Origin of the sequence: Nonomuraea sp. NPDC049269, assembly GCF_043197155.1 — a bacterium.
Classification (GTDB): Bacteria; Actinomycetota; Actinomycetes; order Streptosporangiales; family Streptosporangiaceae; genus Nonomuraea.
The window spans coordinates 305,096-324,464 of record NZ_JBICSO010000004.1 but is presented as its reverse complement, the minus strand read 5'-3'; the positions used below and the strand labels follow the sequence as shown (position 1 = coordinate 324,464).

Annotated in this window: 18 protein-coding genes; 11 read left to right on the top strand and 7 right to left on the bottom strand. The window is 70.2% G+C overall.

The features are described from left to right. Window positions 1-22: 22 nt before the first annotated feature. Window positions 23-1,225 carry an MFS transporter gene (locus ACGFNP_RS24050; protein WP_358314752.1) on the bottom strand — a complete coding sequence of 401 codons (1,203 nt, stop codon included), beginning with the start codon at window positions 1,223-1,225 and terminating at the stop codon, window positions 23-25. Window positions 1,226-1,318: 93 nt separating this feature from the next. Between ACGFNP_RS24050 and ACGFNP_RS24045 the strand changes: the two genes are divergently transcribed. Then, window positions 1,319-2,509, top strand: coding sequence for a lytic transglycosylase domain-containing protein (locus ACGFNP_RS24045; protein ID WP_393322153.1), 1,191 nt, complete (start codon window positions 1,319-1,321; stop codon window positions 2,507-2,509). Here the strand turns inward: ACGFNP_RS24045 and ACGFNP_RS24040 are convergent. Next, a complete protein-coding gene (locus tag ACGFNP_RS24040) occupies window positions 2,500-3,447 on the bottom strand; it encodes a ferrochelatase (protein WP_214635880.1) in 948 nt (315 codons plus the stop codon). The two genes, ACGFNP_RS24045 and ACGFNP_RS24040, sit on opposite strands and share 10 nt — an antisense overlap. A 101-nt stretch (window positions 3,448-3,548) precedes the next feature. Between ACGFNP_RS24040 and ACGFNP_RS24035 the strand changes: the two genes are divergently transcribed. Then, a complete protein-coding gene (locus ACGFNP_RS24035; protein WP_393322148.1) occupies window positions 3,549-5,525 on the top strand; it encodes a prolyl oligopeptidase family serine peptidase in 1,977 nt (658 codons plus the stop codon). Beyond that, window positions 5,525-6,322, top strand: coding sequence for an inositol monophosphatase family protein (locus tag ACGFNP_RS24030; RefSeq protein WP_393322145.1), 798 nt, complete (start codon window positions 5,525-5,527; stop codon window positions 6,320-6,322). Before ACGFNP_RS24035 ends, ACGFNP_RS24030 begins: the two co-directional genes overlap by 1 nt. 75 nt (window positions 6,323-6,397) lie before the next feature. Here the strand turns inward: ACGFNP_RS24030 and ACGFNP_RS24025 are convergent, their stop codons facing one another. Further along, complete coding sequence (locus ACGFNP_RS24025) at window positions 6,398-6,562, bottom strand: hypothetical protein (RefSeq protein ID WP_358314740.1); 165 nt, start codon at window positions 6,560-6,562, stop codon at window positions 6,398-6,400. 221 nt (window positions 6,563-6,783) lie between these two features. On the opposite strand from ACGFNP_RS24025, the gene ACGFNP_RS24020 reads away from it, so the two are divergent. The 4 genes from ACGFNP_RS24020 to ACGFNP_RS24005 all read left to right on the top strand — a co-directional run bounded on the left by ACGFNP_RS24020 (window position 6,784) and on the right by ACGFNP_RS24005 (window position 10,155). Next, window positions 6,784-7,437 (top strand): response regulator transcription factor, encoded by a 654-nt coding sequence (locus ACGFNP_RS24020; protein WP_214635884.1) that lies wholly within the window; start codon window positions 6,784-6,786, stop codon window positions 7,435-7,437. A 23-nt stretch (window positions 7,438-7,460) separates the two neighbouring features. Beyond that, on the top strand, window positions 7,461-8,753 hold the full coding sequence (locus tag ACGFNP_RS24015; protein WP_358314737.1) for a HAMP domain-containing sensor histidine kinase: 1,293 nt from the start codon (window positions 7,461-7,463) through the stop codon (window positions 8,751-8,753). A 286-nt stretch (window positions 8,754-9,039) separates the two neighbouring features. Continuing rightward, a complete protein-coding gene (locus ACGFNP_RS24010; RefSeq protein WP_020542847.1) occupies window positions 9,040-9,339 on the top strand; it encodes a DUF4193 domain-containing protein in 300 nt (99 codons plus the stop codon). A 15-nt stretch (window positions 9,340-9,354) separates the two neighbouring features. Beyond that, a complete protein-coding gene (locus tag ACGFNP_RS24005) occupies window positions 9,355-10,155 on the top strand; it encodes a hypothetical protein (protein ID WP_358314734.1) in 801 nt (266 codons plus the stop codon). Here the strand turns inward: ACGFNP_RS24005 and ACGFNP_RS24000 are convergent. The 3 genes from ACGFNP_RS24000 to paaI are packed head-to-tail and all read right to left on the bottom strand — an operon-like array spanning window position 10,152 to window position 12,422. After that, on the bottom strand, window positions 10,152-10,745 hold the full coding sequence (locus ACGFNP_RS24000; protein ID WP_393322139.1) for a TetR/AcrR family transcriptional regulator: 594 nt from the start codon (window positions 10,743-10,745) through the stop codon (window positions 10,152-10,154). The genes ACGFNP_RS24005 and ACGFNP_RS24000 overlap by 4 nt on opposite strands. A 4-nt stretch (window positions 10,746-10,749) precedes the next feature. Then, complete coding sequence (paaK, locus tag ACGFNP_RS23995; protein WP_358314728.1) at window positions 10,750-12,057, bottom strand: phenylacetate--CoA ligase PaaK; 1,308 nt, start codon at window positions 12,055-12,057, stop codon at window positions 10,750-10,752. Further along, complete coding sequence (paaI, locus tag ACGFNP_RS23990) at window positions 12,054-12,422, bottom strand: hydroxyphenylacetyl-CoA thioesterase PaaI (RefSeq protein ID WP_393323646.1); 369 nt, start codon at window positions 12,420-12,422, stop codon at window positions 12,054-12,056. Before paaI ends, paaK begins: the two co-directional genes overlap by 4 nt. A 132-nt stretch (window positions 12,423-12,554) precedes the next feature. Between paaI and ACGFNP_RS23985 the strand changes: the two genes are divergently transcribed. Genes ACGFNP_RS23985 through ACGFNP_RS23975 form a run of 3 tightly spaced genes read left to right on the top strand, consistent with a single transcriptional unit; the run spans window position 12,555 to window position 16,559 of the window. Beyond that, the gene (locus ACGFNP_RS23985; RefSeq protein WP_393322135.1) at window positions 12,555-13,514 is read left to right on the top strand and encodes an MBL fold metallo-hydrolase; all 960 of its coding nucleotides are present in this window, start codon (window positions 12,555-12,557) and stop codon (window positions 13,512-13,514) included. Then, window positions 13,511-15,115 carry an FAD-dependent monooxygenase gene (locus ACGFNP_RS23980; RefSeq protein ID WP_393322132.1) on the top strand — a complete coding sequence of 535 codons (1,605 nt, stop codon included), beginning with the start codon at window positions 13,511-13,513 and terminating at the stop codon, window positions 15,113-15,115. Before ACGFNP_RS23985 ends, ACGFNP_RS23980 begins: the two co-directional genes overlap by 4 nt. Window positions 15,116-15,125: 10 nt before the next feature. After that, window positions 15,126-16,559, top strand: coding sequence for a trehalose-6-phosphate synthase (locus ACGFNP_RS23975; RefSeq protein WP_393322129.1), 1,434 nt, complete (start codon window positions 15,126-15,128; stop codon window positions 16,557-16,559). On the opposite strand, the gene ACGFNP_RS23970 is transcribed toward ACGFNP_RS23975, so the two are convergent. Continuing rightward, entirely contained in the window at window positions 16,492-16,776 is a 285-nt protein-coding gene (locus ACGFNP_RS23970; RefSeq protein WP_358314716.1) for a DUF4235 domain-containing protein, read from the bottom strand. The genes ACGFNP_RS23975 and ACGFNP_RS23970 overlap by 68 nt on opposite strands. Before the next feature lie 79 nt (window positions 16,777-16,855). Between ACGFNP_RS23970 and valS the strand changes: the two genes are divergently transcribed. Continuing rightward, window positions 16,856-19,369 carry a valine--tRNA ligase gene (valS, locus tag ACGFNP_RS23965; protein ID WP_358314713.1) on the top strand — a complete coding sequence of 838 codons (2,514 nt, stop codon included), beginning with the start codon at window positions 16,856-16,858 and terminating at the stop codon, window positions 19,367-19,369.

Here is a 19,369-nt window from a genome sequence, read left to right as displayed (position 1 = left end):
GGGTTGTCCCGACGGTAGCGGATCAGTTCCCGGCAGGTGAAGGCGCCTCGGGAAGTCTCAGCAAACCCGAACCTCCGATGCCCACGACGACCGCGACCGCCGCGGCGGCGAGCGTGAAGCCGTACGCGTTGGACGCCCCGAACGCCTCCGTGAGCCGCCCACCGGCCCAGGCCCCGATCGCCACCCCGAATCCGATCGAGGTGGAGATCCACGCCAGCCCCTCGGTGAGCACCGCGGACGGCACGAGCCGCTCGGTGAGCGAGAAGCCGGTGATGAGCGTCGGCGAGATCGACAGCCCGGCGAGGAACAGGCCGAAGGCCATGATCCGCGCGTCACCGATGAACATGATCGGCAGCAGTCCCACCACGAGCAGCCCGAGCGCCCGCACGAACCGGCGGCGCAGCGAGAGCCGCCAGTGCCGCGAGCCGAACCAGAGCCCCGACACCATCGACCCGCCCGCGATGGCGGCCAGCAGGAACCCGGAGGCACCCTTGACCCCGTGCTCCTCGGCGAAGGCCACCGTGATCAGGTCGATCGACCCGAACACCGCTCCCAGTGCCAGGTAGACGCAGGACAGCAGGGCGATCCCCGGGATCAGGATGGCCGCCCCACCGCCGCCGTCACCCGGCCGCACCGCCGGCTGGGTGCGCCGCTGCGCCGCGAGCGCGAGGGATCCGCCGAGCATGCAGATCAGCGCTACGAGCAGTCCCATGTACGGGTTGACCGCCGTGGCCAGCACGGTGACCAGCGCGGGCCCGGCAACGAAGATCATTTCGTCGGCGACGGACTCGAACGCGAACGCCGTGTGCAGCTTGGCCGAGCCGGCGTGCAGGGTCGACCAGCGTGCCCGCACCATCCCGCCCAGGGACAGGGAGGTCGCGCCGACCGCCAGCCCGGCGGCGTACAAGGTCCATTCGGGCAGCCCGAAGCCCGCGGACAGCATGAGCGCGGCCAGCGAGAGCCCGTTCACGATCGAGAAGGGCACGATCACCCGGGCCTGCCCGAACCGGTCGACCAGCCGCGCGGTCAAAGGGGCGGCCACCGCGAAGGAGACGTTGGTGGTGGCCGCGACGGCGCCCGCGGTCGCGTAGGACTCGGTGAGGCCGGAGATCAGCAGGACGATGCCGATGCCGAGCATGGACATCGGCATCCGGCCGATGAAGCCGGCCAGCACGAATCCCTTGACGCCGGGCCCGTTGAACAACCCCCGGTAAGGCCCGACCACGTCTGTTCCCCTCCCCAAGTGCGTCCCAACCTTTACGCACGCGCTGACCGGACAGCAAGTGATTTTTCCGGCAACTCGGCTAACGTGTGCCGGGTGTCCGGTCTTCCCTCCTTCCGTGCCGTCCTGATCGTGATCGCCTCGGTCATGGCCGTTTCGGTCGTGGCCGTGGGGGTGGCGCTGTCCACGCGGGACGACCTTTTCGCCAGTACGGCCGACAAGCAGCCGGTACGGAAAGCGCAGAAACCAGCCCAGAAGCCGCAGCAGCAGACCGCCGGTCTGGACAAGATCGTGCCCACCACCGAGCCGGTGAAGGACTTCGGCGAGGGCGGCCCCAGCGTCACCCCGACCCCGCCCCGCGTGCTCGCGATCGCCCGCGCCGAGGTGCCCAAGCCCACCCGCTTCGCCCTGGCGAAGCTCAAGCACGTGCAGAAGGTGGCCGTCGTCGACGCGGGCTCCGTCAAGGTGTCCGGCACCGGCCTGAACCTGCTCGCCGTCGACCCGGCCGACTTCCGCTCCTGGACGCCCAAGGCCGTCGCCGACCAGCCCGCCGTGTGGAGCGCGCTGTCCAGGGGCGAACTGGTCGCCGACACCGCCACGGTCCGCAGGCTCGGCATGATCCTGGGCGCCGAGTACCAGGTGGACGGCGGCCCCCGGCTGCGCGTCGCGGCCTCGGCCACGCTTGGCCTGACGGGGATCGACGGCCTGGTGGGCGCCGACATGGGCAAGGCGCTCGGCCTGGCGCCGGGCGTCGCGGTGCTGCTGCACGGCAAGTCCGCCATCAGCGAGCCGGGCGTACGCAAGCTGCTCGGCAAGGGCGCCCAGGTCGTGACGCTGGGCGCGCGTCCCAAGGCGAAACCGAAGCAGACGGCCACGGCCACTCCGCAGCAGCAGGTCAACGTCGGGCGGCCGAGCAGCTACCTCGACCTCTACAAAGCCTCAGCCACCCACTGCCCCGGCCTGTCCTGGACGGTGCTGGCGGCGATCGGCCAGGTGGAGAGCGGGCACGGCCGCAACAACGGCCCGTCGAGCGCGGGCGCGCTCGGCCCGATGCAGTTCATGCCCGCCACCTGGAAGCACTACGGGGTGGACGGCGACGGCGACGGCAAGGCCGACATCTGGAGCCCGTACGACGCGGTGCCCGCGGCGGCCAAGTACCTCTGCGCCAACGGCGCCGGCCAGGGCGGCCAGAAGCTCCGCAAGTCGATCTGGTTCTACAACCACTCCTGGGACTACGTGAACAAGGTGATGGGCATCGCCGAGGCGTACGCCCGCGCCTACACCTGACGCCGCCGGGGCGGCGGGCAGCAGGTGAGCGCGCAGGGCTGCGGCTCGGGCTCGTCCATCAGCTCGCGGACCATGCGGACGAAGGCCGGGTGGACGCCCGCCGTCGCGGCCCGCTCCATGGGCAGGCCCAGCTCGGTGGCGACCTGCCTGGCCTCGGTGTCGAGGTCGTAGACGACCTCCATGTGGTCGGAGACGAACCCGATCGGCACCAGCACGACCGACCGGGCGTCGGTCTTGCGCAGGTGGTCACAGACGTCCGGCTCCAGCCACGGCACCTCGGGCGGCCCGCTGCGCGACTGCCACACCAGGTCCCAGGGCTGGGTGCGGCCCAGCGCCGCGTTGACCAGCTCGGCGCTCCTGCGCAACTGCGCCTCGTAGAGGCCGCCGTACGGGCCCGCGGTGCGCGCCATCGAGACCGGCACGCTGTGCGCGGTGAACACCAGCCGGGCGTCGTCGCGGCCGAGCCGGTCGAGCGCCTGCCGGACGTGGTCGGCCATCGCGGCCACGAACCCCGGATGCTCCCCGAAGTGCCGCATCTTGACCAGCTCGGGGCCGCCCTTGACGGAGATCCTGGCGATGTCCTCGTAGTACTGGCGGCAGCTGGAGTATCCGGCGAAGGCCGAGGTGGCGAACACCGCCGCCTTGCGGACCCCGTCGTCCTTCATCCGCAGGACGGTCTCCTCGCCGAACGGGTGCCAGTTGCGGTTGCCCCAGTAGACGGGCACACCGACCACGGGTCGCAGCGCCTCGATGAGCTCGCGGTTCTGGCCGTTGATCGGGCTGACCCCGCCGAACCCCTGGTAGTGCTCGGCCACCTGCAGCAGCCGCTCACGCGGCACCCCTCGGCCGCGCACCACATTCTCCAGAAACGGCAGCACGTCGTCAGGACCCTCGGGCCCCCCGAACGACAGCACCAGCAGAGCGTCGTAAGTCCCCACGTACCAACCCTATTCCCGCTAGGGACCGCCCTCGCCCGCGAGGGAGGAAGTGCCGTCGCTTGGCTCACGGAGGGGGGCAACAAGCAGGTAGGTTCGATGGAGTGAGCGCATTCGACGATATTCGTGATTACGTTGCCATCCCCCGGGTTCTCTCGCTGAAGCTCTCGCCCGACGGTTCCCGGTTGGTCTCCGCGGTCCAGTCCCTCAATCCCGACGGCAAGTCGTACGGCACCGCGCTCTGGGCGATCCCAGTCGACGGCGAGCCGTACCGGCTGACCCGCTCGGCCAAGGGTGAGAGCGCGGCGGAGTTCACCGGCGCGGGCGATGTGCTGTTCACCTCGGCCCGTCCCGACCCGACCGTCAAGGACGCCACCGACGAGGTGGCCGCGCTGTGGCTGCTGCCCCGCTCCGGCGGCGAGGCCCGGCAGGTGGCCGCCCGGCCCGGCGGCATCGGCGCCTTCCGTACGGCCGGCGACGTGGTGGTGTTCGCCTCCGACGTGCTCACCGGAGAGGAGGCGGCAGAGGAGGAGCGCCGCAAGGCGCGCAAGGACGCCGGCATCAGCGCGATCCTGCACGAGAGCTACCCGATCCGCTACTGGGACCACGACCTCGGCCCGGGACGTACCCGGCTGTTCGCCGCGAAGCTCGGCGGCGACCGGCTGGAGGACGTGCGCGACCTCACTCCCGACCCGGGCGAGGCGCTGCGCGACGTCACCTTCGCGCTCACACCTGACGGCGCCACCGTGGTCGCGACCTGGCGTACCTTCCTCCCGGGCGGCGAGCAGCGGGTCGACCTGGTCGCCATCGACGTGGCCACCGGCGAGCGGCGCACGCTCTTCACCGACGAGGGCCACGACTTCGGCGGCCCGCTCGCGATCTCGCCCGACGGCACCCGCGTCGCCTGCGTCCGCGAGCGCGTCGGCGGCATCGAGGTCTCCGTCCGCAACGAGCTGTGGATCGGCGACCTGGCCACCGGCGAGGCCCGCGGTTACGCGCCCGACCTGTTCCCGATGGACGTCGAGTGGGCGCCCGACTCGTCGGCCGTCTACCTCGTGGCCGACCACCAGGGCCGCCGCCCGATCTTCCGGGTGCCGCTGGACGGGGAGGTCGCCCGGCTGACCCAGGACGACGCCGCCTATCTCGGGCTCAACCCCTCGGCCGACGGCCGGTTCGTCTACGCGCTGCACAGCGGCGTCGACCGCGCCCCCGGCCCGGCCAGGATCGACACCGCCACCGGCGAGATCACCGACCTGCCCTCGCCCGCCCCGCGCCCCGAGGTGCCCGGCACGCTGACCGAGATCTCCGCGACGGCCGACGACGGCGCCACGATCCGCGGCTGGCTCGTGCTGCCCGAGGGCGCCTCGGCCGCCAGCCCGGCGCCGTTCCTGCTCTGGATCCACGGTGGCCCCGTCGCCTCGTGGAACGACTGGCAGTGGCGCTGGCAGGCCTGGATCATGGCCCAGCACGGCTACGCCGTCCTGCTCCCGGACCCGTGCCTGTCCACCGGCTATGGTCAGGAGATGATCGAGCGAGGCTGGGGCGACTGGGGCCCGCGCACGCTCGCCGACCTTGACGCGATCGTGGACGTGGCCGTGGCCAGGGACGACATCGACGGCGAGCGGATCGGCGCGATGGGCGGCTCGTACGGCGGCTACATGGCCAACTGGATCGCCGGCCACAGCGACCGCTACAAGGCCCTCGTCACCCACGCCGCCCTGTGGAACCTCGACCAGTTCGCCGGCACCACCGACGCGGCCATGTACTGGCAGCGCGAGTTCGGCGCGCCCGGCTCCGAGCGCTACGCCAAGCTCTCCCCGCACCACGGGCTCGGCGACATCACCACCCCGATGCTCGTCATCCACGGCGACAAGGACTACCGGGTGCCGATCGGCGAGGCCCTGCGTCTGTGGTGGGACCTGCAGCGCAGCAACGTCGAGTCGAAGTTCCTGTACTTCCCCGACGAGAACCACTGGATACTCAAACCCGGCAACGCCGTCGCCTGGTACGAGACCGTGCTGGCCTTCCTCGCCCAGCACGTGCTCGGCCAGGAGTGGAAGCGCCCGGACTCGGTGGCGTGATGAACGATCGACGGGCTCTGCTCGAACTGGCCGAGGACATCGCGCGCGAGGCGGGCGACATGCTGCTCGCCAAGCGGCCCACGATGTCGGAGGTCGTCGAGACCAAGTCCAGCCCCACCGACGTGGTCACCGCCCTGGACACGGCCTCGGAGCGGCTCATCCGCGCCCGCGTGCTGGAGGCCAGGCCGGACGACAGCATCCTGGGCGAGGAGGGCGGCGAGGCGGCCGGCGGCTCCGGCGTGCGCTGGATCGTCGACCCCATCGACGGCACGGTCAACTTCCTGTACGGCCTGCCCGAGTGGGCGGTGTCGATCGCCGTCGAGGTGGGCGGCGAGATCGTCGCGGGCGTGGTGAACGTGGTGCCGCGCGGCGAGGTGTTCACCGCCTCGCTCGGTGGCGGCGCCTGGCTCGCCGGCGAGCGGCTGCGCTGCAACACCGGCGTGCCGCTGTCACAGGCGCTGGTCGCGACCGGCTTCGGTTACCTGCGCGAACGCCGGGCCGTACAGGCCCAGGTGCTGGCGTCGGTGCTGCCGCGGGTACGCGACATCAGGCGGGGCGGCTCTTGCGCCGTCGATCTCTGCTCGGTGGCATCGGGCCGGGTGGACGCCTACTACGAGCGGGGCACCAACTACTGGGACTTCGCCGCGGCCGGGCTGGTCGCGACCGAGGCGGGGGCCAGGATCGGCGGGCTGAACGGCAGGCCGTACAGCAACGACTTCGTTCTCTGCGCGGCGCGGGGGCTGTTCGAGGAGCTGCACGACCTGCTCGTACCGCTGGATCCGCAACGCGACGCCTGACGCCGTGACGTGACGGCGCGAAACGGCCGGAGCCCCTCTCCAGGGCTCCGGCCGTTCTGTCACATCAGGCACCGATCAATGAGGCAACGAGACGCCGTTGTCATCCGCCAGGCGGCGCAGGTCCTCGATCTCGGCGGTGAGGGTGTCGGCGAGGAAGTCGTCCCCGGCGCACCGGGCCTCCCGGAGGCCCTTGTAAGCCTGGTCGAGGCGGCTTTCGATCGTGGTCGTGAACTCGCCCATCTCACCTACTCTCTTCAGGGGTTGCGGGGCGAAGCGCCCAGCGCGCGTGGCACCCAACGAGGCACACGGCGATGGGTGTCCACCAGGCATACCCCGGCCTGTCGCATACCAAAACATGAATTTGGCTGTGCCTTGCAGCACAGCCGCCGCACATGCCTTACCGTGCGCTTATCGCAGGTGTGGGCAGAATGAGGCAGCGGATCCGGAGAGAGGTGCCAGTCGTGCGAGTGCTGGTTGTAGAGGACGAGCGAGTGCTCGCCGACGCGATCGCGACCGGTCTGCGGCGCGAGGCCATGGCGGTGGACGTGGCCTATGACGGTGGTGGCGCGCTGGAGCGCACCTCCTACATCGACTACGACGTGATCGTCCTGGACCGCGATCTGCCGGTGGTGCACGGGGACGAGGTCTGCCGCCGTCTGGTGGAGCAGCGTACGGCCTCGCGCATCCTGATGCTGACCGCGTCCGGTGACGTCGACGACAAGGTGGAGGGGCTCGGCCTGGGGGCCGACGACTACCTGGCCAAGCCGTTCGTCTTCGTCGAGCTGGTCGCCCGGGTGCGCGCGCTCGGCCGCCGATCCGCGCCCGCGCTGCCGCCCGTTCTGGAGCGGGGCGGGGTCCGGCTGGACCCGGGCAAGCGGCTGGTCGAGCGTGAGGGCAAGGAGATCGTCCTCACGAAGAAGGAGTTCGCGGTCCTGGAAGAGCTGATGCGGGCGGAGGGCGCCGTCGTCAGCCAGGAGGACCTGCTGGACAAGGCGTGGGACGAGAACATCGACCCGTTCACCAACGTGGTGCGGGTGACGATGATGACGCTGCGCAAGAAGCTTGGCGATCCGCAGGTGATCGAGACGGTGCCCGGAGTGGGATACAAATTGTGACAGAACGGCCGGAGCGCGAGGCTATGCCGACGCACCCGATGATCAGCCCCCATTCGGAGCGGGCGGTGTCGCGGAGCAAGCTGATGCCGCCGGTCCCGCCGCCGAGCGGGCCGCCCGTCTGGGACGGCCCGCCGCCACCGTCGTACACCCGGCCGCAACGCACCACGATGGAGCGGGTCAAGGCGCTGCCGGGCAGGCTGAGCATTCGATGGCGGCTCACCATCACCTACGGCTCGCTGTTCTTCGTGGCCGCGGCCGTGCTCCTCGTCTCCATGTACGTCATCGTCGGCACCGCGATCAACGTCGTGTGGCCGGAGCTCAACACCGACAACATCGACGCCATCGACGCGGCCATCGTGCACGCGCGGTGGTACGCCGCGAAGGACCAGACCGTCGCCAGCGCCCGTGACGCGCTGCTGCAGAGCTCCTTGATGGCGCTGGCGGGCGTCGGCATCCTCGCGGTGATCCTCGGCTACTTCGTCGCCGACCGGGCGATGCGGCCGGTCAGCCAGATGACGGCCACGGCCAAGAAGCTCTCCGAGAGCACTCTGGCCCATCAGCGCATCGACCTGGAGGGCCCGGACGACGAGCTGAAGGAGCTGGCCGACACCTTCGACGCCATGCTCACCCGGCTCAATCTCGCTTTCGACACCCAGCGCAGGTTCGTCGCCAATGCCTCGCACGAGTTGCGGACCCCGTTGACCATCAACAGGACGGTCCTGGAGATCGCGCTGTCGGATCCCGAGGCGTCGCAAGATCTCAAAGCGCTGGGGCGTACCCTGCTCGAAGTCAACGCGCGCAACGAGAAGCTCATCGAGGGTCTGCTGCTGCTCGCCAGGAGCGAACGCGAGCTGGCGGTACGCAAGCCGCTGGACGTCCAGGAGGTCGCCCAGACGGCCGTCGAGCAGGTGACTCCATTCGCCGAAGATAACTCTGTAACCATCACCACCGAACTGGTCAGCGCGCCTACCATAGGCGATCCGGTGCTCTTGGAGCGCTCGGTGAGCAACCTGCTCGAGAACGCCATCAAGTACAACATTCCAGAAAACGGAAAAGTATGGATCCGAACGGGAATGGTGGACGGGGCACTGGTTGTTCAGGTGGCCAACACGGGGCAGCACGTCCCGGCGTACGAGGTGAACACCCTGTTCGAGCCCTTCAGGAGGCTCCACGCGGACCGCGTGGATTCGGCCAAGGGATCAGGGCTGGGGCTGTCCATCGTTCGTGCTGTTGTGCAGGCTCACGGTGGAAATGTGACCGCCGTGCCTCGGGAGGGCGGAGGACTTGTGGTGACCATTCGGCTGCCGAGCCGCTGATCCGGCGTGTTGCACCACGGCGGGCGTCTCGTTCTCGCCGCACATGTGGTTGGATGTGCCGTCGAACACGGTGGTGCATGCCGCCAAGGCTGTGGGTTTGGCCATATTTGGCTAACCATTGGCGATGGCAGCAGGCCCTGACGTGTTGGGAGGTTCGTGCTTCCTTCCTGCTGGGTACCGATGCAAAAATTCCCCCGGCGGAACGGGCACAAGATGAGGCTCCTGGACGTTAGAAGACGCGCGATGAGCGCGAAGACTTATAGATGAGGGGGATGGAGCAAGCACAATGGCTACCGATTACGACAGCCCGCGCAAGACGGACGACGACCTGGGGGAAGACAGCCTCCAGGAGCTCCAGGCGCGGCGTACCGACAAGTCGTCGGGCAGCATCGACATCGATGAGACGGATCTGGCCGAGTCGCTCGAACTACCCGGTGCAGACCTGTCGAACGAAGAGCTGAGCCTGCGCGTGATCCCGCGCCAGGCTGACGAGTTCACCTGCTCGCGTTGCTTCCTGGTGCATCACCGCAGCCAGCTGGCGTCTGAGAAGAACGGCCAGCAGGTGTGCCGGGAGTGCGCCGCCTGACGAAGGAGGCTCCGCGTGGCCGCACCTGAGAAGGACCGGCAACCAGGAAACGAGATCGCCGACCCCGATCAAGAGGTCGGCGAGCTCGTAGGCAGGCTCGCCGACCCCGGTGAGCTGGAGCCGGCCGAGCGGCGTCGGCTGCTCGGCCGTCTAGCCCGCACTCTGGCCTCTGGCGCGAACAAGGCGCGTGAGACCGGGGTCGGGCGCGGACGCTGGCTGGCGGATGTGTTCATGAACATCGCGCCCCGCATCCCCATCAGAGATCTGCACACGCTTTCCGAGCATCATCACGGACTGACCGGCGAGCAACTCGCCGACGACCTGGTGCGCACCGCCCAAAAGGCGACCATGACGGTAGGCGCCATCGGCGGAGCGCTCGCCGCGGCCGAGTTCGCGGCACCACCCCTTCTCCTCTCCGCCCCCGCGCAGCTCGTCGCCGAGACGATCGTGGTGGCCGCCATCGAGGTCAAGCTGCTGGCCGAACTGCACGAGGTCTACGGCGTGCGCGTCGAGGGCACCGGCACCCAGCGCGCGGCCGCCTTCGCCGCGGCCTGGGCCAAGCAGCGCGGTGTCGACCCCCTCAGCCCCGCCTCCGTCTCACTCGCCCTCGGCGCGGCCACCAAGACCGCCGTGCGCAACCGCCTCCTGCGCACCCTCGGGCGTCACCTGACCACGCTGGGCCCGTTCCTCACCGGCGCCGTCGCCGGCGGCGCGCTCAACCGGATCGCGACCAAGAAGCTGGGCCAGGCCATCCGCGAGGACCTACGCGGCAAGCTGCCGCCCGGCGGCCGGTCGCGGGAGCTGGACCAGGGTTAGACCCGCAACCCGTCGAACGTCATCTTGAGCAGCGCGTCGGCCAGGTCGTCCGCCGATCCGCCGCGCGGCGGCCGGTACCACTCGGTGATCGAGTTCACGGTGCCGAACAGCAGCCGCGTCACCAGCGACGGGTCCACGTCGGGCCGGATGCCGCCGGCCGCCGCCGCCTCCTTGACCAGGTGGCTGACGAACCTGTCGATCTCCCGCCGCCGCTCCAGCGCCGCCTGCTCGGTCGCGCTGTTGCCCCGCACGCGCAGCAGCAGCGTCACGTACGGCAGGTGGTCGACGAGGATGCGGACGCTCTGCCGTATCACCCATTCCAGGCGGGCGATCGCCGGGCCCGAGGTGGCGCGCTCGTCGGCGATCATCGCGAACAGGCCGCCGAGCGCCCGGTCCAGCGCCCGCGCCAGCAGCTGCTCCTTGCCGGGCACGTGGTAGTAGATCGCCGACTTGGTGACGCCGAGCGCCCTGGCCAGGTCCTCCATGCTGGTGCCGTCGTAGCCGCGCTCGTTGAACACGTCCACGGCGATGGCGAGCACGGACTCGGGATCGTGTCCGCGTTTTCCCCGGCGGGTCGTACTGGTCGCCATATGGCTAAGTATCCCGCTCATCCATGACTCGCCGGAGTTTGCCCACCGAGCGCTCCAGCGTCTCCGGGTCCACCACCTCGACCTCGACCTGCACGCCGATCGTGTCCTTGACGGCCCGGCGCACCGCCTCCCCGGCCGCTGCGCGGGCCTCTGTGCCCGCCTCAAGGCCCCGCCGCGCCTCGACCTTCACCGTCATTACGTCGAGCCGCCCCGGCCTGGTGAGGTGCACCTGGAAGTGCGGCGACAGTCCCGGCACGCGCAGCACGATCTCCTCGATCTGGGTCGGGAAGACGTTCACCCCGCGCAGGATGATCATGTCGTCGGTACGGCCCGTCACCTTCTCCATCCGCCGGAACGCCGGCCGCGCGGTGCCGGGCAGCAGCCGGGTCAGGTCGCGGGTCCGGTAGCGGATGATCGGCAGCGCCTCCTTGGTGAGGCTGGTGAAGACCAGCTCGCCCGTCTCGGCCGGGGCCCCGGTGAACGGGTCGACGGTCTCGGGGTAGAAGTGGTCCTCCCAGACGTGCAGGCCGTCCTTGGACTCGACGCACTCGTTGGCCACGCCGGGGCCCATCACCTCCGACAGGCCGTAGATGTCGACGGCGTCGAGGTCGAAGCGGTCCTCGATCTCCGCGCGCATCTCCTCGGTCCACGGCTCGGCGCCGAAGACGCCGATCCGCAGCGAGGACGCGCGGGCGTCGAGGCCCTGGCGGTCGAACTCGTCGAGCAGCGCCAGCATGTACGACGGCGTGACCATGATGACGTCCGGCCGGAAGTCGGCGATGAGCCGCACCTGGCGGGGCGTCATGCCGCCGGAGACCGGTATCACCGTGCAGCCCAGCCGCTCGGCGCCGTAGTGGGCGCCCAGGCCGCCGGTGAACAGGCCGTAGCCGTAGGAGATGTGCACGATGTCGCCGGGCCGCCCGCCAGAGGCGCGGATCGAGCGGGCCATGACCTCGGCCCAGATGTCGAGATCGTTCTTCGTGTAGCCGACCACCGTGGGCTGCCCGGTGGTGCCGCTGGAGGCGTGCACCCGCGCCACCCGCTCCCGTGGCACGGCGAACATGCCGAACGGGTAGCAGTCGCGCAGGTCCTGCTTCGTGGTGAAGGGGAACTTCGCCAGGTCGCCGAGCTCCTCGCAGTCGGCGGGGTGGACGCCGTGCTCATCAAACTTCTGCCGATATTTCGGTACATTTTGGTATGCGTGGTGGAGTGTCCATTGGAGGCGCTCCAGCTGGAGCGCCATGAGCTCGTCGCGCGACACCCGCTCGATCGGGTCGAGCTCTCCGGGCCGAGGGGCGGCGCCGAGTCTCATCGCATCTCCCTGCTGCGGCCACGGAACTCCGCGACCACCTCGCCGTCATCCTTCTTCACCGTGATGTCGTAGATGCCGCTCCGCCCGTAGCGAGTGCGTTCGGCGGCCTCGGCCACCAGCACGTCGCCCGCGTGGGCCGGCGCCACGAAGGTGATCTCCGCGCCGGCCGCGACCGTCACCGGGCCGTGGCTGTTGCACGCGCAGGCGAACGCGGTGTCGGCCAGCAGGAAGACGTAGCCGCCGTGGCACAGCGCGTGCCCGTTGATCATCCGCTCGGTGACCTTCATGCGGCACACCGCCCGGCCGGCCCCCAGCTCCGTCAGCTCGATGCCCAGGGCCGCGGAGGCGGTGTCGGCGTCCATCATGCGGCGCGCGCTCTCCAACGCAAGTCTCCCTTGTCAACTGACCGAATGTTCGGTAAACACTTCACCGTCCGGCCCGATCCCTGTCAAGAGACGGACGGAACCCCCCGAGGTACGCCTGAACGGGAGGAAACCATGGTCAAGCCGTTCGCCTCGTCCGCCGATCGCGGCGAGAAGCGGCAGTCGCTGGAAGTGCTGGCCGAGGGCGTCTACGCGCTCACCGCCGAGGGCGACCCGAACGTCGGCGCGATCGAGGGCGAGGACTTCCTGGTCTGCTTCGAGGCGCTGGCCACCCCGGTCGCCGCCCGCGAGTGGCTCGCGCGGCTGCGCGAGCACACGGACAAGCCGATCAGATACCTCGTGCTGTCGCACTATCACGCGGTACGGGTGCTGGGCGCCTCGGCGTTCGGGGCCGACGTGATCGTCACGCACGACAAGACCAGAGAGCTGATCGCCGAACGCGGCGCCGAGGACTGGGCCAGCGAGTACGCCCGGATGCCCCGGCTGTTCAAGGAGCCCGGCTCCATCCCCGGCCTGACGTGGCCCACGGCGACGTTCAGCGACCGGTTCACCATCGCGCTCGGCGGCGGGCGCGGCGACCTGGTGCTGGCCTACTGCGGGCGCGGGCACACCGAGGGCGACCTGGTGGCCTGGCTGCCGGAGCGGCGCATCATGTTCGCCGGCGACCTGGTCGAGTCGCAGGCCGCCCTCTACACCGGCGACGCCTTCCACCGCGACTGGTCCACCACGACGCTCGACCGGGTCGCCGCGTTCGGCGCGGAGACGCTGGTGGGCGGCAGGGGAGCCGTGGCCCGCGGCGCGCGGGGGGTGGAGGCGGCCATCGCGCAGACCCGCGACTTCCTGGCCGTGATGCTGCGCGAGGTCGGCCGGGCCCACGAGGGCGGCGGCACGCTGAAGGAGGCGTTCGCGAACACCCACCGGGCGCTCGAACCCCGTTACGGCGCCTGGCCCATCTTCGAGCACTGCCTGCCGTTCAACGTCTCCCGGCTGTGGGACGAGCTCGACGGCGTCGAACGACCGGTCATCTGGACGGCCGAACGCGACCGCGCGGTCTGGGAGCAGCTCCAGTCATGACCGGCACCGGCTCTGGGATCGGTCCCGGCGCTGAGAGCGGGACGAGCGTCGGGGGCGGGGACGCGACCGCCGCGGTCATCGTCATCGGGGCCGGGCCCGTCGGGCAGACGGCGGCGCTGCTGCTGGCCCGCTGGGGACTGCCCGTGCTCGTCCTCGACCGGAGTCCCGCGCGCGCCGCCACGGGTTCCAGGTCCATCTGCCAGCAGCGGGACGTGCTCGACATCTGGTCGGCCGTCGGCGCGGGCCGGATCGCCGAGGAGGGCCTGGCCTGGACCACCGCCCGCACCTACTACCGGGACCGCGAGCTGTTCTCGTGGACGTTCGGCGGCCAGGGCCCGCTGCCGCCGTGCGTCAACATCTCGCAGTCGCGCACCGAGCGGATCCTGGACGACGCCATCGCCGCCCAGCCGCTCATCGAGGTGCGCTGGGACCACGAGGTCACCGGCCTGACCCAGGACGCCGAGGGCGTCACGGTCCGCTGCGGGGAGCGGGTGCTGCGCGCCCCCTACGTGCTGGCCTGCGCGGGCGCCAAGGCCCAGCCGGTACGCCGGGCGCTGGGCGTCACCTTCGACGGGGAGACCTTCGACGACCAGTTCCTCATCTGCGACATCAGGGCCGACCTGCCCGGCTGGGAGCACGAGAGGCGCTTCTACTTCGACCCCGAGTGGAACCCCGGCAGGCAGGTCCTCATCCACCCCTGCCCCGGATCGACGTTCCGCATCGACTGGCAGGTCCCGCCGGACTACACCCCAACAGAAGCCGATATTTCGCGAAAAATCAGGCAAATCATTGGTGAGCGGGACTATGACCTGCTCTGGCGGACCACGTACCGCTTCCACTCCCGCATCGCCTCCCGCATGCGGGCGGGCCGGGTGCTGCTGGCCGGTGACTGCGCCCATCTGGTGGCCCCCTTCGGCGCCCGGGGCCTCAACTCCGGCGTGCCCGACGCCGAGAACGCCGCCTGGAAGCTGGCCTTCGTCGCTCACGGCTGGTCCCCGGAGGAGCTGCTGGAGACGTACCACATCGAGCGGCACGCGGCCGCGCTGGAGAACCTGGAGGTGACCGGCGCCACCATGCGCTTCCTGGCGCCGAGGACCGAGGGGGAGCGGGCGCGCCGGCGGGCGGCGCTGGAGAGCGGCGTGCCCGAGGAGATCGACTCCGGCCGGTTCGCCGAGCCGTACTGGTACGTCGACTCACCGCTCACCACGCCCGACCCGAGGCGTCCGTTCGGGGGCCGGCCCCCCAAGGGGGCGAGTCCGGCGCCCGCTCCCGGGGTGGTCCTGCCCGATGTTCCGCTTCCGGGCGGCGGCCGGCTGCGCGAATTCTGCCGGGCCGGAATCCTTGTCCTATTGGGCGATATGTGCGATTCACGTTTGTTTGCGCAGGTCCTGGGCAAGGTCACTACGGCGCCGCTCGCCGTGCGGGAGTTCGCGGCATTGGACCGCTCCGGAGACCTGGCGGAGACGCTGGGTGTGGAGCGGGGCGAGGTCTGGATCGTCAGGCCGGACGCCCATGTCGCGGCGATTCTCTCCCAAGCGAAGCCCGAGCGGGTGGGCGCCGCCGTGAGCCGCGTCCTGCGGCTCGCGAAGGATGGAGTCTAGGAGGACCTGGGTGAGTGGCCGTAACTCGTTTATGATCGTCGCGAACCGGTTGCCGGTGGATCGAACGGTCGAGCCGGACGGGACGGCCTCATGGCGCAGGAGCCCAGGCGGGCTCGTGACCGCCATCGCTCCTGTCATGCAGCGCCGGCACGGCGCCTGGCTGGGCTGGCACGGCGCCGCCGACGAGCGCCTGGAGCCGTTCGACCAGGACGGCATGAGCCTGATCCCGGTGCCGCTCTCGGCCAGTGAGGTGGAGCTCTACTACGAGGGCTTCTCCAACGCCACACTCTGGCCGCTCTATCACGACGTGGTGGCGCCGCCGGTGTTCGAGCGCGGCATGTGGGACGCCTACCGCGCCGTCAACCAGCGCTTCGCCGAGGCCGCGGCCGAGGCGGCCGAGGAGGGGGCGGTCGTCTGGGTGCAGGACTACCAGCTCCAGCTCGTCCCCGCCATGCTGCGCAAGCTCCGGCCGGACCTGCGCATCGGCTTCTTCCTGCACATCCCGTTCCCGCCGGTCGAGCTGTTCTGGCGGCTGCCCTGGCGCAAGGAACTCGTCGAGGGGCTGCTCGGGGCCGACCTGGTGGGCTTCCAGCTGCCCGGCGGCGCCTCGAACTTCCGGCGGCTGTGCCGCAGGCTGCTCGGCCTGCCGTACAAGGGGAACGAGATCTTCCTGGACGACCGGATCGTGACCACGCAGGCGTTCCCCATCTCGGTGGACTTCGGCGAGCTCGACAGCATGGTGCGCGAGGAGCACATCATGACCCGCGCCAAGGAGATCAGGGCCGAGCTCGGCGACCCGGAGCACGTGCTGCTCGGCGTGGACCGGCTCGACTACACCAAGGGCATCGGGCTACGGCTGGAGGCGTTCGGCGAGCTGCTCAAGGAGGGGCGGCTGAAGCCCAACGAGGCGGTGTTCGTGCAGATCGCCACGCCTTCGCGCGAACGGGTGGAGGAGTACCGCCGGTTGCGCGACGACATCGAACTGCAGGTCGGCCGGATCAACGGCGAGCACGCGATGCTCGGCCTGCAGCCGATCCAGTATTTCCACCAGTCGTACGGGCGAGAGGAGCTCGCCGCGCTCTACCTGGCCGCCGACGTCATGGTGGTCACGCCGCTGCGTGACGGGATGAACCTGGTGGCCAAGGAGTACGTCGCCTGCCACCACGACCTGCGGGGCGCGCTCGTGCTCAGTGAGTTCGCCGGGGCGGCCGATGAGCTGCGGCAGTCGTACCTGGTCAATCCCTATGACGTCGAGGACGTCAAGCGGCAGATGATGACGGCGATGCGGGCCACGCCGCACGAGCTGTCCCGGCGGATGCGGACGATGCGCCGCCGGGTCGCCACCTACGACGTGGACCGCTGGGCCGGAGAGTTTCTCAATGCCCTGGAGTCACCTGCTTCACCGTCTTCCACGCCTCATAACGCTTCTTGGCGGTCCGGTTGACCACGATCTGCGCCACGGACATCCCGACGCCCATCACCACGGCGTAACCGATCGCCTCGCCCATGCTGACCTCGGGTGAGTCGGTGTCGATCGGCGGCTCCTTGCCGGTGGCCTTCACCCAGACGAACCCGAGGATCTTGCGCGCCGCCCAGGCGGTGACCAAACCGACCAGACCGCCGATGACCCGCCAGGCGAGGTCGGGCTTGTCGTCTGCCATCCGAACGTCTCCTTCCGCTTTGTAACGAACACTAGTCTGCAACGCCTCCCAGGCCGGTGAAGCCGTACCATATGGAGGCATGAATCAGCAGCGACTACGCCATGCCGCCATGCCGGAAAAACCCACTCTCGACGGCTTGGAGCAGGTATGGGTAGCGCGCTGGGAAGAGGACGGTACCTACCGGTTCGACAGGTCCAAGACGCGCGAGCAGATCTACTCGATCGACACGCCGCCTCCCACCGTCTCCGGCTCCCTCCACGTCGGTCACGTCTTCTCCTACACGCACACTGACACCATCGCCCGTTTCCAGCGGATGCGCGGGCGCGAGGTCTTCTATCCCATGGGGTGGGACGACAACGGCCTGCCCACCGAGCGCCGGGTGCAGAACCACTTCGGCGTCCGCTGTGACCCTTCGGTGCCCTACGACCCCGACTTCACACCTCCGGCCAAGCCCGACCCCAAGCGGCAGGTCTCCGTCTCGCGCGGCAACTTCATCGAGCTGTGCGAGCGGCTGACCGCCGAGGACGAGAAGGCGTTCGAGGAGCTGTGGCGGCGGCTGGGGCTGTCCGTCGACTGGTCGATGACGTACGCGACCATCGACGCCGGGGCGCGGGCCGCCTCGCAGCGGGCCTTCCTGCGCACCCTTTCGCGCGGCGAGGCCTATATGGCCGAGGCGCCCACGCTGTGGGACGTCTCCTTCCGCACCGCCGTCGCCCAGGCCGAGCTCGAAGACCGTGAGTGGCCGGGAGCCTTCCACCGGGTCTCCTTCTACGGCGAGAAGGGGCCGGTCTGGATCGAGACGACCAGGCCCGAGCTGCTGCCCGCCTGCGTGGCCCTGGTGGCGCACCCCGACGACGAGCGCTACCAGCCGCTGTTCGGCACCTCGGTGCTGACGCCGCTGTTCGGCGCCGAGGTGCCGGTGCTGGCCCACCACCTGGCCGAGCCGGACAAGGGCTCCGGCATCGCGATGGTCTGCACGTTCGGCGACATCACCGACGTCACCTGGTGGCGGGAGCTGGCGCTGGAGACCAGGCCGATCATCGGCAAGGACGGCCGCCTGCTGCCCGAGCCGCCCGAGGGCGTCGAGCAGGAGCCGTACAAGGAACTGGCCGGCAAGACCGTGCACAGCGCGCGCGAACGCGTCGTGGAGCTGCTGCGCGAGTCGGGCGACCTGGACGGCGACCCGCGCCCCACGCGGCGGATGGTGAAGTTCTACGAGAAGGGCGACCGCCCGCTGGAGATCGTCACCACCCGTCAGTGGTACATCCGCAACGGCGGGCGCGACCCGGAGCTGCGCGAACGGCTGCTGGACCGGGGCGCCGAGCTGCGCTGGCACCCGCCGCACATGAAGGTGCGCTACGACAACTGGGTGCGCGGGCTGGCCGGCGACTGGCTGATCTCCCGGCAGCGCTTCTTCGGCGTGCCGATCCCCGTCTGGTACCCGCTGGACGAGTCGGGCGAGCCCGACTACTCCCGCCCGCTGGTCCCGCCGGAGGACCTGCTGCCGATGGACCCCTCCTCGCAGGTGCCCGACGGCTACACCGAGGACCAGCGGGGCGTGCCGGGCGGCTTCATGGGCGATCCCGACATCATGGACACCTGGGCGACCTCGTCCCTCACGCCGGAGATCGCCGGCGGCTGGGAGCGGGATCCCGACCTGTTCGGCCGGGTCTTCCCGATGGACCTGCGGCCGCAGGCGCACGAGATCATCCGCACCTGGCTGTTCTCCACCGTGGTCAGGGCGCACCAGGAGTTCGGCACGCTGCCGTGGCGCGACGTGGTCATCGCGGGCTGGATCCTCGACCCCGACCGCAAGAAGATGTCCAAGTCCAAGGGCAACGTCACGACGCCGCTCGGGCTGCTGGAGGAGTACGGCTCCGACGCGATCCGCTACTGGGCGGCCAGCGGGCGGCCCGGCACCGACACGGCCTTCGACACCGGGCAGATCAAGGTCGGCCGGCGGCTCGCCATCAAGATCCTCAACGCCTCGAAGTTCGTGCTCGGCTTCCCGGACACCGAGGCGGCGGTCACCGAGCCGCTCGACCTGGCGATGCTGGCCCAGCTCTCGGCCGTGGTCGAGGAGGCCACCCAGGCGTTCGAGGGCTACGACTACACCCGGGCGATGGAGGCCGCCGAGCGCTTCTTCTGGGCGTTCTGCGACGACTACCTGGAGCTGGTCAAGGCCAGGGCCTACGAGAGCGGCCCGGCGGCCGCCTCGGCGCACGCGGCGCTGCGCCAGGCGCTCGACGTGCTGCTGCGGCTCTTCGCGCCGTTCCTGCCGTTCGTCACGGAGGAGGTCTGGTCCTGGTGGCGTCCCGGCTCGGTCCACCGCGCGGCCTGGCCGTCGGTGCCGGCGGGCGCGGGTGACCCGGCGGTGCTCACCGTGGCCTCCGACGTGCTCGCGCGGATCCGCAAGGCCAAGTCCGCGGTCAAGCTGTCGATGCGCGCCGAGGTCTCCCGCCTCACCGTGTCCGGCCCCGAGATCGCCCTGGTACGGCTGGCGCAGGACGACCTGTGCGGCGCGGGCAACGTCGAGGAGTTCGTCCTCGACGACGGTCCCGAGTTCGCCGTCGAGGTCACGCTCGAGCAGTAG